Origin of the sequence: Lacicoccus qingdaonensis, from assembly GCF_900101075.1 — a bacterium.
Lineage (GTDB): Bacteria > Bacillota > Bacilli > Staphylococcales > Salinicoccaceae > Lacicoccus > Lacicoccus qingdaonensis.
In genome coordinates this window covers 1-13,930 of record NZ_FNFY01000042.1, presented here as the reverse complement: position 1 = coordinate 13,930, position 13,930 = coordinate 1, and the positions used below count along the sequence as shown (strand labels likewise).

The following is a 13,930-nucleotide window of genomic DNA, read 5'->3' as shown; positions in this document are numbered from 1 at the left end:
TTACCTACAGGATCACCTGAATGATTAATGAGACCGACTTCATGATTCCGTTTACCAATATCAATACCAAGATAGAACATATTTAACACCGCCTAAAGAAATTAATCAGATGGGGTCATCCTCTAATCTTTATAGACCTTCAGCCTCGTTAGATATGCGATAACAATGTATCATCCAGCTCATGCGAATATTTCTATAAAGACAGAGGCGTCAGTCTAAATTGCGAAGATTGGACTTCAAGGAGGAGAACGACGACCTCTATCTGATTCATAACTATTATACATCAAGAAATATATAACAATTATAGTTAGTAAAAACTAACTATCTTTAATATACGAGGATGAGACTACTTAAAAGTACGTCTCCTAAATATACCCTATAGGGGTATTATATGACTTAAAAAAATTTAAATCAACCATTTTATCTGATTGACCGGAGCCTTTCATCATAAACCGGGGAGAATATTCGTGAAGAACAGAAAAATTGCTGTTTTTCCCGACACCGTTTTCGCGCCATGTCGGGAGTACACCGCTGCCCCGACATCGTTTTTATGCCATGTCGGGAGTACACCGCTGCCCCGACATCGTTTTTGTGCCATGTCGGGAAAACACCTCTGCCCCGACATCGTTTTTATGCCATGTCGGGAAAACACCTCTACCCCGACATCGTTTTTGCGCCATGTCGGGGGAACACCGTCCTAGCGATCATAAAACCTCGTGAATTTATCGTCCCGTTTCTTGATGACCAGCCTGGCGCCGGTGTTCGTATTTGTCAAAATGGTCTGGAGTTCGCCGACTGTAATATCTTCGATATTTTTATCCAGTTCACGTATGACCGACAGTTCTGCGCCGGTCAGTTCGGCAAATTCTTCCTGCGTCATTCCAAGACCGATGCGGAGGCCGATGAGCTGCAGCTGCAGGTTCTCATTGTACTTGCTGAGTTTATTTGCATTGGATTCTTTCGTCACCGTTTTTTGTCCTTACTTCTTCTGAACCAATCTAAAAATTTCATCGTATCCCCCCTCCCCTTTGATAGAAAATTATGTATGTCAATATTACATTTTACCTTTATTTGAAAAATCCAAACAATTGTCTGAAATATGTTAAACTGTATATATATTCACATTTTATGAGAGGAGTCATTATATGTGGCTTTTGAAAACATTTGATGAGCTCAGCTTGGTTGAGCTGGAGCAGATTTTGAAAATGAGGCAGGATATTTTCATCATCGAACAGGAAAGCCTGTTCAGTGATATCGACGGCAAGGACCAGGAGGCGACGCACCTGATGAAGAAAGAAGGGGATGTAATCACTGCTTACTGCCGGATCCTTGTCGGTGATAATGTAAATATCAACCGTGTCGTCGTGAATAAAGAACACCGCGGCAACGGCATGGGCCGGGAACTGTTTCAATATGCAGTGGATTATGCAAAAGATGCTTATCCGAATAAAAAGATAGAAATCATTGCGATGGCTTACTTGGATGAATTTTATGCCTCCTTCGGGTTCAAACCCGTTTCAGAGTCATATGACATCGCCGGACACAAGCATTTTGATATGGAATATACGCCGTAGACATGAAAATAACAAGAACTGATGAGAAGTCATCGTTCTTGTTATTTTTGTATCACTTCATATATCTTTTTAATTGCTCATAAAAAATCTCACGGCTGCCTGCAAGGAGTATTAAGATGATGTTTCCATCATTATCTGTATCTATTCTATAAGCAATTTCATAATTACTGCCTTGATGATATACATCATATCCATAAATTCCGGAGAGATCACCCTTCTTTGGCACCCCGGCTGTGTACGGGTTCAGACTGATTTCTTCTATGGCTATGGACATCTTTTCTAACAGGGTCTTATTTTTTTTACGAAGTTTTTTGAAGTACCTTCTTGCAGAGCTTGTATATTGTATTTCATACATATCTTTTAGTCCTCGTCTTCTTCATCAACTGTATCTTCCAACATATCTTCAAAGGAATCATATGACTTTGAATTTCTAGCTTCTTCAATAAGATTATCAACCGCTGATGTTAACATCGCTCTTCTTTCAGCAAAGGCCGCCTTTAATTCCTCACCTTTATAACCTTCATCGATGAGGTCGGAAAGTATTTCTTCAGAAAAATCATCAGAATCTTCTTTCTTACTTTTATCGAATTTAGACCCCAGATTCGATCTGAGACAGTCTAAATCACCTGGCAAATCGAATTTAGACCCCAGATTCGATCTGAGACAGTCAATATAACCTGGCAAATCGAATTTAGACCCCAGATTCGATCTGAGACAGTCAAAATCGCTTGTCAAATCGAAATTAGATGCCGGATTCGATCTGAGCTGTCTATATCAGCAGTCAATTGGTACCCGATGAAGGTGTATGTTGAACCAGAAGCTAAATCCTGATAAAGAAATAAAATTCCCATACGAAAAAGCCCCGGTGTATCTTGACCCAGGGCTTAGTTCTTTCAGTTATTCGGTGAAATCCACTACTTGCGATGCGCCGACATTTTCCCGGTCGTTCATCACCTTGATGGATTCGGGATTTATTTTCAATACTGTGAAATCCGAGTCCTTCTCGGAATCGAAGTACGTCTTGTCCTGGTTCTGCCATAACCAGTCGAGCGTCTCCTGGTCTTCGACGATTTCCACTTTGCCGTCGATTTCGAGGAAGCTGTCGTTCGATGTCTCCTCATACCCGAGCAGTACATGCGTATTCGGGTTGTTCTCGATTTCATCGACTTTTAGCGATTCCTTATCCGTTTTCGTATAGAGCGTGTGCCCGTCATTGTAGAAAATCATATAACGGCTGTTCGGCTTGTCGCCGGATATCGTGGACATCACGCCCACTCTCGATATATTCAGTATATTTTCAATTTCTTCAACCACTTTTTGTCGTTCCATTGCTATCACCTCTGTTAAAAGTTTTCCACGATTTTATGTGGGCCAAACATTCAACGGAGCTTCGTTTGGGAATCGAAGCTCCGCTGGAAGTCTAACGGAGCCTCGTTTGGAGATCGAAGCTCCGCTGGAAGTTTAACGGAGCCTCGTTTGAAGATCGAAGCTCCGCTGGAAGTCTAACGGAGCCTCGTTTGGAGATCGAAGCTCCGCTGGAAGTCTAACGGAGCCTCGTTTTGAGATCGAAGCTCCGCTGGAAGTCTAACGGAGCCTCGTTTGAGAATCGAAGCTCCGCTGGGAGTTTAACGGAGCCTCGTTTGAAGATCGAAGCTCCGCTGGAAGTTTAACGGAGCCTCGTTTGAAGATCGAAGCTCCGCTGGAAGTTTATCGGAGTCTCGTTTGCAGATCGAAGCTCCGATGGGAGTCTTTTCTCGCCCACCCTCATCTCCACCAAGGTTTCACTCTTAAAAAGGGGGTAGGTATGTCCAGCAGAATGAACACGACTGAACCACAGTGTGGTTCTTTTTTGCTTAACTCCCCGCTTACGTGGTACATGTAATGTAAAGACAAATTGGAGGTTATCAAATGGCACTGAGAGCTTTATTTCTGAATACGACTTTGAAGTATGGTGACGAGAAGTCGAACACGGAGGCGCTTGCGGACGAGGTCTTTGACATATACCGCGAAAACGGCGTGGAGACCGAAAGCGTGCGGATCACGGATTACAATGTGCTTTTCGGCATCAGCGACGACCTGGGCGGCGGGGACGAATTCCCGCAAATTCTAAAGAAGGTCGAAGCGGCGGACATCGTCATCATCGGTACGCCGATCTGGCTGGGTGAGAAAAGCAGTGTGGCAAAACTGCTCATCGAGCGGCTGTACGGCAGTGCGTCGCTTACGAACGATAAAGGCCAGTCGATTTTCTACAACAAAGTCGGCGGCGTGGTCGTGACGGGCAATGAGGACGGCGGAAAGGCCGCAGCAAAATCGATCCTCTACTCCATGGCCCACAACGGATTTACGATTCCGCCGAACGTCAACACGTACTGGGTCGGTGATGCCGGACCGGGCCCGTCCTATATGGAAGCGGGCACGGATAATGAATTTACGAAATCACATGTGAAGATGCTCGCCTGGAACACGATGCACCTGGCGCGGCTTTTCAAGGAGCACCCGATTCCGGCGGAAGGCAATACGATGGAATAATGCAGATTTTCAGAATAAACCCCTCGCATGAAAAGAGTGCCGCGTATCTGGATAACCGCCGGCTGTCAAAACAGGTACTCGAACTTTACCAGATTTTGAGGGTGAATTTGAGCATGATTGGTCTGCTGGAGACCAATACGCGGTACCTGCACCATCCGATTGTAAAGCATGTCTATAATGATGGGCATCCTTTTATTACGCATACTTTCAAGTTGCTCATCGCCTGTGACAGAGAACATCAGAGACGCGGCGGCAAGCGGAGCCCCGGATTCAGGAAGGACCTTGATGGATTGGCATCTCTGATCGAGGCGCATGAAGGCGACTGTCTGTGGAACGAAGACCCTCTTCCGCCGTTTTATGTATATGGTGATGCGAAAACCTACGGTGAAGAAGCATATTCGCTGTATGCCAGTTTGCTCCATGAAAAATGGCAGAACGACAAAATCCCGCCAAGATGCGGGATTCATCTGGAAGGCTGAAGCGCCTTCCATTTTTATTGTATGCCAAAATATTGATGGAAAAATTCCTTTAATCCTCAAACCACAAATCTGCGAGCAGTTCCATCGACCGCTTCCGATCTTCCGGATCGTAAGTGTATGTGACGACAATCAATTCATCCACGCCGGAATCTTCGGCGAATGCTTCCAGCTTCGCCTTCACGGTTTCCGGTGAACCGACGGCTTTCAGGCTGAACATGCCGTCCATCATTTTTCTCTGTTCTTCAGACCCGAACGTCGCCGGGTCGACAGGCGGCTGCAGTTTACGCTGTTTGCCCGTCTGTAAATCCGCGATCATCTGCTGCGACGTCGTCCAGATCTTTTCCGCTTCTTCGTCCGTCGGTGCCACGATGACGTTTATTCCCGCCATGACGTAAGGTTCCGAAATCTGTGACGTCGGCTGGGAGGTCGTGAATGCCGAGCGGTACGTTTCGATTTTCTGTTTGTAGTCATCCGGCACGAAGTGCGTCGCGATGGAATAAGGCAGACCGAGCTGGCCGGCGATCGATGCGCCGTTCATGCTGGAACCGAGCACCCATATCGGGATGTTCGTCCCCGTGCCGACAGTCGAAGTGACCGGCACACTCTTGCCCTGACCTTCGTCACTGAACCAGCCGATCATGTCGTAGATGGAATTCGCAAAATTCTGGGCATCACTGCTGGAACGCGTAATGAGCTGGGAAGTCTGCCCGTCTGTGCCCGGCGCCCGTCCGAGGCCGAGGTCGATCCGGTCCGGATGCATCTGTGCGATCGTGCCGAAATTTTCCGCCACCTGAAGCGGTGAATGGTTCGGCAGCATGATGCCGCCCGAACCCACACGGATATTTTCCGTCCGGTCCGCCGCCATCTGGATCAGCTGCGCGGTCGAAACCGAAGCCAGATTTTGAGTATTATGGTGTTCTGCGAACCACAGGCGCTTGAATCCCAGTCTATCGATCAGCTTGGCGTTTTCCATCGCCGCTTCTATCGCTTCCCTGACCGTCTGGTTGTCAGAGATCCCGACCAGTTCGAGCAGATTGAGTGGTATACGTTTTGTCATGTGATTCCGTTCTCCTTTATGTATCAATTCTACTCAACACCGTATCATTATTGGGGAGTGCTCTCAAATGATTGAGACTGAGAAGGACTTTATTGGAAATAAAAAATCGGCTGACAGAATTTTCATCCGCCACCGATATTTTTATATTACTTCTGTATGTGCAGCTATTGATCTTAAAAGTTGATGTTTCAACTGTTCCTGTAAAGTATCAACTATTTTCGTATCTCTTACTGATAGATCTATTGCCCTTATTTGAACCGTGTCTATGATTCCCGTCACTTTGTTGTTCTTAGTTTTTAAAGGAATATCAGATGGAAACCGCTTACTTCTGCTCGTAATTGGCATGACCCAACTGATTGTATTGCTGCTGTTCAATAAATCATTACTGATAATGACACAAGGTCTGTATTTTCCTTTTTCTTTTCCTTTAGCAGGATCGAAATCTACTAATGCTATATCGAACTGCTTTACCATAGTTCTTTACCAACAGATTCACCGAAGTCTATTTCTTTTTCATCATATTTTCCGCCTTGACGGTAAAAATCTTGTATTTCATCTTTGATATCTTTTTCTTTTTTGGTGAAAGTTAATTGCTCATCTTTAATTTCCACAATTAGTTCATCTCCTATTGACAGACCCGCTTCATTAAAAGCCGACTTATTCAAACTGATTGCCTGACTGTTACCACTCTTAAAAACCTTTGCGTTTTTAGAACTCATAATCAACACCTCACATTTATAATCGTAACATATGTACTTACTTATGTAAATACAAAAGGTGTGTCTCTTTATTGTTGATAATTTCTTATTATGAATCATCCTGGTCATTGATCAGTAAACTTTTCTTGCAGTAGAAACAGAACTATCAATTAAACTATACCCTCAATACCTCACCACCGTTTTCAAGATCTCCTTATTGTCGCAGGATAGGATCTTCAGAACATATGGCAGGTGATGCTGCCGGTTGGATGAATTGAAGTACATGTTGAAATTTTCCTGATATTCTTTCGCGTATTCAAACAGTTCACCAACAAGAATGTCGAGCGCAGCCTCTTTCGTCTCGCCGTTTTCCGCCACGTCCAGATCGACCATGGAGAAAGTCACCGAACCATCTTCTTCATTGAAATATTCCGCTTCCAGCACAAAATAATTCAGGATGGCGTCAAACTGACCGGTGCTTATGGCCACCCACTCTCTTCCATCTTTTTCGACAAATGCGGGCCCTGAACCGATCACGTCATCGTTGAATTGATCCCATTGTTCTCTCACATCTGCAGCTTTTAACACACGTCTCATGTCCCCACCCCTTTTATGTAGATTATACTACGAAAGAATTTTATTACACTATTTAACCCATAATTAAAACCTCTCAGCAGTTTCTAAACTGCCGGGAGGTTTCTGATTGTTCCCTATCATCCGAACCAATTATACAATCCGAATCTGTAACCCCATGTCTTCACAAATTCATTCAGCCAAATGGTACCGGAGTTTTCCCGTTCATACCATCTCTCACCTGATAAGTTCATGGCATTGATGAAAATAAAGGTCTTATCGCTGTCGTTTACCCGGTCGAAAGCGAGTCTTGATCTTTTAGTATGATAGTCGTTCGTAACGACGAGCGCCGAATCGAAGCCTTCTTCTTCCATGATCTTGATTGATTCCTCTGCATTTGTATAGGTGCTGTCAGATTCTTCCTCGACTATGATATCCGATTCGTCGATGCCGTAATGTCTACCGATGGACTTCAGCTCTTCTCCACTGAATCTGTCTCCGATCGGTGTCATGATTACTGTATCCGCATAACCGGCCTGATACAGCTCGGCAGCTTTATCCATCCTGCCCTGGTCACCGCCGCCGAGGACGATGATGACGTCACTGTCTTCCGGCTCATCGGTGTAGTTATGGTAGAAGCTGTCGGCAATGAGAAGTGCGAGCATTGAGATAAAGAGCAGCAGAATGACGATATAAAGTTTACTGTTCATCCGTTACCACCATCTGCATGCCGTTTTTATTCTTCTTATTGAAACTGACGATGACGCCGTCCGCTTCTTCCACCGTCTCTACCGTCGCCGGCGTGTCCTGATGACGGATGGTCTCAAGGAATTTCTCACCGTCATAGTACGCAATGTACGTCGGGTAATTCACTTCGTATGCCTTATCCGGATCGTAAGGGATGAACTGCGAGCGGACCATTGTATTATTGTTCTCTTCCGCGCCTTCATAATTGATCCAGCTGTCTTCAATACTGTTGACTTTATTGATCAGATTTTCATTTACAGATTCAGCCTGACAGGCACTCATGACGAGCACCGAGGACACGAGTAGCAGTCTGATGATTTGAGTAAACACACTTTGTCCTCCTGTCATCCATTATTTAATGTCAGCTAAATGATACAACTTACAATCGGTTAAAATCAATTGATACAAACTATCTGAAGAGCAGTATCACGGCAAAGAAGATGATTGCAGCAATCAGTATCTTCTCAAGCAGTTTATCAGGCAGTATACTCGCGTACTTACCGCCTAAAAACCCGCCTGTCGCCGAACCGATGGAAAGAGCAATCGCAAAATCCCAGCTGATCAGGCCGTTTGATATAAAGACGAATGTGGACACTGAAATATAGATGGTGACGACAAGCACTTTAATACCGTGCATCTCCGCCATCGGTATTTTCGGCACAAGCATCAGCAATGTCAGCATGATGAAAAATCCGACACCCGCCTGCAGCGCCCCGCCGTATATGCCGATGAAGACGAACGCTATGAATAATAAAACGATTGAAACTTTAAGACTGAACTTCCCTTTGACAAAACGCTGCGGCTTTATGATGAGCAGCACCGCAAATATGATCATGAATGTCGCGAGCAGATTATCAAACGTGTTTTCTGCGATATCGACAGCGATCTGTGCGCCGTATATGGACGCAATCGTCGTCGGTACACTGAGCGCCAGTCCGAGCTTCCAGTTCAGGTGGCCGTTTTTATGAAACTGGTACATCGCAAAAACATTTTGGAACAGAATCGCAATCCTGTTCGTCCCGTTCGCTACATTCGACGGCAGTCCGAAGAATATCAGGAGAGGCAGAGTCAGCATCGAGCCGCCGGCCGAGACGATATTGATGAAACCGACGCCGATGCCGACGGTCAATATGGCTATGATTGGTAATATATCCATTGCATTCGCTTCTTTCAAATTTAATTATGAATATCAATCATATACCAAAATATTATGAAAATACATATGTATAAGTAATATTCATAGAAAGACCCTGGTTATACAATTATAAAAGTTATAACCAAGGTCTTAAAATTTAAAATGGTCCTAAATTAATTGACACTGCAATGATTAATGCAATTAAACCGATAACAATCCAAATACCTAATAAAGGGAGCATGAACTTCAGCCATTTTACCCAGGAAACTCCTGCTACAGCTATACTTGCCATTAATATACCTGATGTCGGAGCTATTGTATTAGTAAAACCGTCTCCCATATTATAAGCAAGTACGGCTGATTGTCTTGTAATCCCTATAATATCAGCAAGAGGAGCCATGATAGGCATAACTATTGCTGCTTGTCCGCTGCCTGAAGTAATTATTAAGTTGAATAGTAAATTAAAGAAATACATACCAACTGCACCGATAACTGCAGGTAGTGGTTCAAGTATCATGGATATATAGTTAACAACAGTATCTAAAATCATTCCGTTTTCTAGAACAACTACAATTGAGCGGGCAAGTCCCACAATCAATGCTGCATAGATCATCCCTTGAGCACCTTTTACAAATTCTTTCACAAATTTTGTTCCACTCATTCTTGCGAGTAATGCAGTACCTATTCCTATGATTAGGAACAGTGCAGTCATCTCTTCTAATCCCCAGTCTTGTTGGAAAACTCCTATTGTATAGATTGTCATACAAATCGCAAAATAAATTAATATGATTTTTCTTAACGTGGTAAATGGTTGAGTTTTATCTGTATCCTCCCCCACTTCAATATCAGTAAATTTCTGTTCACCCATAATACTTTTCGAGGAATCTTTTTCTATTTTATTAATATAGTATAAAATATATAAGATGCTTGAAGTTAGTATAAAGAGATAGATTATAAATCTGTACCAAAGACCGCTAAAAACAGGTAACCCTGCTATCTCTTGACCAAAACCAGTGGTTATAGGATCTAATCCTGCTACTGTATACCCTGAATATGCTCCCAAGTATACTAAAGCGACAGCTGTGATAGCATCTAATTTAAACGCTTTGGCAATTACTAGACCGACAGGTATAAAAGCAATCACTGCAGTATGAAGTACACCCAAAAAACCCGCAATTGAAAATACAACAGCAACTGAAACAACTAATAAAGTCTTTCTGTGTCTAGTTCTGTTTATTAAACTCATAATGCCTGCATCAATTGCTCCTGTAGCATTAATGACTGCAAATGATCCGCCAATAATCAATACGAGAAAGATAATATTCGCAGCTTCCATCATACCGCCCTGAATAGATAAAAAGAAATCCATTATACCGACGGGGCTACTTTCTACATTAGTAAAGCTTTCTGGTATAACTGTGGGGACCAGTCCACCCTCTTCTCTTTCAAAACTTCCTGCAGGTATAATATAAGTGGCTACTGCAGCTATAATTAGCATTAAAAATAAAATTATATACGAATCAGGCATAGAAAACCTTGTTCGTTTTTTATGATTATTTTCTTTGGTTGTTTGTTCTGACATATTTACCCCTCCCCATTGTTAAAATACTAAATTATCAGTGATTCAAAATCTCTTGGATAATAAGTAATCAGTTCCATGCCTGCATCAGTAACTACAACAGTATCTGAATGCCTGAAGGCCCCCAGTCCTTCAACATAGACTCCTGGTTCAACTGAAAATACCATGCCTTCTTTTAATATCGTATGATCACCTAAATCGAAGAATGGTGCTTCATGATTTAAAAGTCCCATGTTATGTCCCGTATGGTGCCTTACATTCTCACTTAAACCATTTTCATTAAAGTATCTTTGAACCTCACGTTCAACTTCAGAAGCAGCAATGCCTGGTTTTATCTTCTCAAAAGCTATCTCTTGGGCGTTATACATATGATTGAAATATTTTTCTTGTTCAATACTTGCTTCTTCTATAAACATTGTGCGTTCCAATTCACTTTTATATCCCCACACATCACAAGCAGCTTGTGAAACAACATTAAAACCTTTTTCAATTAGAGCATTTTGGTTTTGAGAATGAGGAAAGGCTGAGTGTGGACCGATTTGTCCTCTATAAAATGCATGCGCTGGATTTCCATATGGTTTATAACCATTCCCTAAAGTCTTGAACATCATTTGTGTCGCCTCGTATGTTGCTCTGCCTTCAATTTCCATTTCTCTTTTACCGGCTTTTGTATATTCAACGAGTAAAGTATGAGCTAAATTACCCCATCTCGCGGATTCTTTGATCAGTTCAATTTCATTAGAAGATTTAATATATCTTAATTTCTCCACTAAACCTTTAATCGTCTCTATATTGTTAAAATCCATCAGTTCTGTAATCTCTGGTCCCGTATATCCTTTTGCTGAACTGTAGCCAGTGCTATCCATTCCTACCGATAAATTATTAAAACCTGATTCTAATAGAACCGCTTTCAAAATATTCATAGGGTGCTCTGTTCCTGGATACTCTGGGTAACTGTGCACATGATTCACTACTGCATATTCTTCTGCATGAGTTTTTTCCAAAGCTGGTACAAAAAGATGACTTTCTTGATTAGAATCTGTAAAAAATGCAATAGGTCTTTCAGAAGGTCTAAACATGAAATTCGTTAAATAAAAAATATCAGTTGTACTGAATAAAATAGATGCATCTATTTTTCTCTCAGATAGCTGATCTCTGAATTTGTTTTGTCTCTCTTTAATCTCTTTATTCGATATTTTTAACAACATATAAATCTTCCTTTCTGAATTTTCTATAATGACAGCTTAACAACATTGATTAAGACTGTATAATATATATTAATTACTAATTAATACATAAAAAGTATTAATCACAGGAGGAAATATGGAACTCAGACATTTAAAGTACTTTCATACTGTTGCTTCTCACTTACATTTTAATAATGCCGCTAAAGAATTGAATATTTCACAGCCACCATTGAGTAAACAAATAAGACAACTTGAAGAAGAATTACATGTCCGGTTGCTCAATAGAACGAATAGGAAAGTCGAACTTACTGAAGCCGGTGTTTACTTTGCAAACAGCTGTAAGTTCATATTAAATCTCATAGAAAAAGAAGTGGAAACGACGAAACGCATTAATGAAGGAGAATTGGGAGAAGTGGTGTTAGCTTTCAGTGGATCAGTAGTTTATGATTTACTGCCGCTTGTAATCAAAGAAACTAAAGCAGAATATCCCGATATAAAATTATTGGTAGAACAGCATACATCCAGTGAACAGATAGAAGGATTGCTAAATGGGAACATCAATGTAGGTATGTTAGTTCCCCCAGTCAATGAAGAAAAGTTAAATATTCTTCCTATAGTAGAAGAGGGCTTTGTGGCTGTCGTGCCAATGAATCATCATCTCTCTAAAATGAAAAAACAGCTGGATGTGAGCAAGCTGGCAAATGAAAATTTTATAATGACCCCAGAACAATCAGGTAAAGGATATTTTGATTCAATCATCTCAATTTGTAAGAGTGAGGGTTTTTATCCTAAAATCGTTCAAAATGCTCAAGAACAACAAACTATCATCTCCTTAGTGGCTGCAGAACTTGGTGTCGCAATTGTACCTGAGTCATCAACAAGAATCATTAATGATGATGTCGCCTTTCTACCTATAAAGCAAAATTATAAAAAGACTACAGCTCTAGCCTGGCATAAAGAAAGTACTTCTCCCGGCGTAAGATTATTTATAAAACATATTCAAAATTTGATAAAAGAAGGTATATTGATAAATAAAAGATAAAATCACATAAAAAAGCACAGAATTATAAATGTTGTATATAGACTAACCTAACTATTTGAGACAGTATAAAACACCTTCGAGATGGTACAATAAATCAAGTACTCAATCGGAGGTGTTTTTGCATGGGCAAAAACGTATATTCAAGTGATGTGAAATGGGCGGTAGTGAAAGCAAAAATAGCGGGTGAATTAACGACTCAAGAGATTATGGAGAAATACGGCATCAAGAACAAGTCCCAGATTTCCACTTGGGTCAGGTGGTATCGACAGGGGGAACTCTATCGATTGGACCAGCCAATCGGCAAACAATACACCTACGGACATGGACCGGAAGACCGTTCAGAAGATGAGCGGAAAAATCGTCAGCTAGAACATCTGAAAATGGAGAATGACATTTTAAAAAAGTATATGGCGATCAAAAAGGAGTTGAAAAAGAAGTAGTCCTGAAACTTGTTGAACGTATGAAATCGAAGTACACCATCACAGTGATTCTGAATGCATTGGAAATCCCGCGTGCCAACTATTATCGATGGCAGTCAGAAGGGGCTGAACCCTCACTGACAGATGTTGAGCAGGCGATTATTGAGATCTGTCAGTCGACGCAGTACCGCTATGGCCATCGTAAAGTGAAAGCGTTATTGGAGCGGACATACCAGATTAAACGGCATCGCAACACGGTTCAGACCATCATGCAGAAACATCATCTACAATGCCGGGTGAAACCGAAAAAGAAATGGAAAGCGCAAGGTGAAACGGTCATTATTGCGCCGGACCGGCTCAAGCGTAATTTTCAGTCTGCCGAACCCAATCAGAAATGGGTCACAGACATCACTTACATCCAATATGGACGGACTGTGAAATATCTATCGACGATCATGGACCTTTACAACAACGAAATCGTCGCCGCCAAATTGTATGATCATCAGCAGACTCCATTGGTGCTGGATACCTTGAAAGAGGCACTGAAGCGTCGTGCATACCCTGAAGGTGTCATCATTCATTCTGATCAGGGCAGTGTCTACACCTCGTATGCCTACCAGGCATATGTCACGGAAAATAATCTGGTCAGCAGTATGTCCAGGAGAGGTAATTGTTGGGACAATGCGGTCATTGAATCGTTCCATTCCAATCTGAAATCTGAAGAATTCATATACACAAGATACAACTCACTCAGTAATGGGGAGACGATTTCGCGTGTCAATCAATATTTGAAGTATTATAACGAGGAAAGAATACAAGAAAAATTAGGCTACCTCTCTCCAATTGATTTTGGAGTGAAGATAGCCTAATGAAGGTGTTTTATCTCTGTCTCATTTCACTATGTCAGTCTA

18 protein-coding genes are annotated in these 13,930 nt (G+C 42.0%); 5 read left to right on the top strand and 13 right to left on the bottom strand.

Translation table 11 applies throughout. The annotated features are described in order from the left end of the window. Positions 1–697: 697 nt before the first annotated feature. A complete protein-coding gene (locus BLR15_RS13190) occupies positions 698–967 on the bottom strand; it encodes a helix-turn-helix domain-containing protein (RefSeq protein WP_052256845.1) in 270 nt (89 codons plus the stop codon). A 178-nt stretch (positions 968–1,145) separates the two neighbouring features. Between BLR15_RS13190 and BLR15_RS13185 the strand changes: the two genes are divergently transcribed. Further along, positions 1,146–1,574, top strand: coding sequence for a GNAT family N-acetyltransferase (locus BLR15_RS13185; protein ID WP_092988249.1), 429 nt, complete (start codon positions 1,146–1,148; stop codon positions 1,572–1,574). A gap of 52 nt (positions 1,575–1,626) precedes the next feature. Here BLR15_RS13185 and BLR15_RS13180 read toward each other — a convergent pair whose 3' ends face one another. The 3 genes from BLR15_RS13180 to BLR15_RS13170 all read right to left on the bottom strand — a co-directional run bounded on the left by BLR15_RS13180 (position 1,627) and on the right by BLR15_RS13170 (position 2,903). Beyond that, positions 1,627–1,929, bottom strand: a complete 303-nt coding sequence (locus BLR15_RS13180; protein WP_092988247.1) for a type II toxin-antitoxin system RelE/ParE family toxin — start codon at positions 1,927–1,929, stop codon at positions 1,627–1,629. Positions 1,930–1,934: 5 nt separating this feature from the next. Beyond that, positions 1,935–2,207 (bottom strand): hypothetical protein, encoded by a 273-nt coding sequence (locus BLR15_RS13175; protein WP_092988245.1) that lies wholly within the window; start codon positions 2,205–2,207, stop codon positions 1,935–1,937. Between the two features lie 264 nt (positions 2,208–2,471). Further along, entirely contained in the window at positions 2,472–2,903 is a 432-nt protein-coding gene (locus tag BLR15_RS13170) for a pyridoxamine 5'-phosphate oxidase family protein (RefSeq protein ID WP_092988243.1), read from the bottom strand. A 579-nt stretch (positions 2,904–3,482) separates the two neighbouring features. Between BLR15_RS13170 and BLR15_RS13165 the strand changes: the two genes are divergently transcribed. Both BLR15_RS13165 and BLR15_RS13160 read left to right on the top strand, forming a co-directional pair. Next, positions 3,483–4,103, top strand: a complete 621-nt coding sequence (locus BLR15_RS13165) for a flavodoxin family protein (RefSeq protein WP_092988241.1) — start codon at positions 3,483–3,485, stop codon at positions 4,101–4,103. Further along, positions 4,103–4,582: a pyrimidine dimer DNA glycosylase/endonuclease V gene (locus BLR15_RS13160; protein WP_092988240.1), complete on the top strand. Its 480-nt coding sequence runs from the start codon at positions 4,103–4,105 to the stop codon at positions 4,580–4,582. Before BLR15_RS13165 ends, BLR15_RS13160 begins: the two co-directional genes overlap by 1 nt. A 49-nt stretch (positions 4,583–4,631) precedes the next feature. Here BLR15_RS13160 and BLR15_RS13155 read toward each other — a convergent pair whose 3' ends face one another. The 9 genes from BLR15_RS13155 to BLR15_RS13115 all read right to left on the bottom strand — a co-directional run bounded on the left by BLR15_RS13155 (position 4,632) and on the right by BLR15_RS13115 (position 11,579). Then, the gene (locus BLR15_RS13155; RefSeq protein ID WP_092988238.1) at positions 4,632–5,639 is read right to left on the bottom strand and encodes an LLM class flavin-dependent oxidoreductase; all 1,008 of its coding nucleotides are present in this window, start codon (positions 5,637–5,639) and stop codon (positions 4,632–4,634) included. Positions 5,640–5,780: 141 nt separating this feature from the next. Next, the gene (locus BLR15_RS13150; protein ID WP_092988236.1) at positions 5,781–6,113 is read right to left on the bottom strand and encodes a type II toxin-antitoxin system PemK/MazF family toxin; all 333 of its coding nucleotides are present in this window, start codon (positions 6,111–6,113) and stop codon (positions 5,781–5,783) included. After that, positions 6,107–6,358, bottom strand: coding sequence for an AbrB/MazE/SpoVT family DNA-binding domain-containing protein (locus tag BLR15_RS13145; protein WP_052256854.1), 252 nt, complete (start codon positions 6,356–6,358; stop codon positions 6,107–6,109). The genes BLR15_RS13150 and BLR15_RS13145 overlap by 7 nt, the downstream gene beginning before the upstream one ends. A 162-nt stretch (positions 6,359–6,520) precedes the next feature. Beyond that, the gene (locus tag BLR15_RS13140) at positions 6,521–6,934 is read right to left on the bottom strand and encodes a hypothetical protein (RefSeq protein WP_092988234.1); all 414 of its coding nucleotides are present in this window, start codon (positions 6,932–6,934) and stop codon (positions 6,521–6,523) included. Positions 6,935–7,050: 116 nt separating this feature from the next. Beyond that, entirely contained in the window at positions 7,051–7,620 is a 570-nt protein-coding gene (locus BLR15_RS13135) for a YdcF family protein (RefSeq protein ID WP_052256856.1), read from the bottom strand. Continuing rightward, positions 7,610–7,987 (bottom strand): hypothetical protein, encoded by a 378-nt coding sequence (locus BLR15_RS13130; RefSeq protein ID WP_092988232.1) that lies wholly within the window; start codon positions 7,985–7,987, stop codon positions 7,610–7,612. Before BLR15_RS13130 ends, BLR15_RS13135 begins: the two co-directional genes overlap by 11 nt. A 79-nt stretch (positions 7,988–8,066) precedes the next feature. Then, complete coding sequence (locus BLR15_RS13125) at positions 8,067–8,813, bottom strand: sulfite exporter TauE/SafE family protein (RefSeq protein ID WP_092988230.1); 747 nt, start codon at positions 8,811–8,813, stop codon at positions 8,067–8,069. 136 nt (positions 8,814–8,949) lie between these two features. Then, complete coding sequence (locus BLR15_RS13120; protein WP_092988228.1) at positions 8,950–10,374, bottom strand: YfcC family protein; 1,425 nt, start codon at positions 10,372–10,374, stop codon at positions 8,950–8,952. A 26-nt stretch (positions 10,375–10,400) separates the two neighbouring features. Continuing rightward, entirely contained in the window at positions 10,401–11,579 is a 1,179-nt protein-coding gene (locus BLR15_RS13115) for a M24 family metallopeptidase (protein WP_092988226.1), read from the bottom strand. Positions 11,580–11,694: 115 nt separating this feature from the next. On the opposite strand from BLR15_RS13115, the gene BLR15_RS13110 reads away from it, so the two are divergent. Both BLR15_RS13110 and BLR15_RS13105 read left to right on the top strand, forming a co-directional pair. Further along, positions 11,695–12,600: a LysR family transcriptional regulator gene (locus BLR15_RS13110; RefSeq protein ID WP_092988224.1), complete on the top strand. Its 906-nt coding sequence runs from the start codon at positions 11,695–11,697 to the stop codon at positions 12,598–12,600. Between the two features lie 122 nt (positions 12,601–12,722). After that, a protein-coding gene (locus BLR15_RS13105) for an IS3 family transposase (RefSeq protein WP_092988043.1) occupies positions 12,723–13,888 on the top strand; the annotation gives its coding sequence in 2 pieces (ribosomal slippage) (positions 12,723–12,999 and positions 12,999–13,888; 1,167 coding nt in all). Positions 13,889–13,930 lie beyond the last annotated feature (42 nt).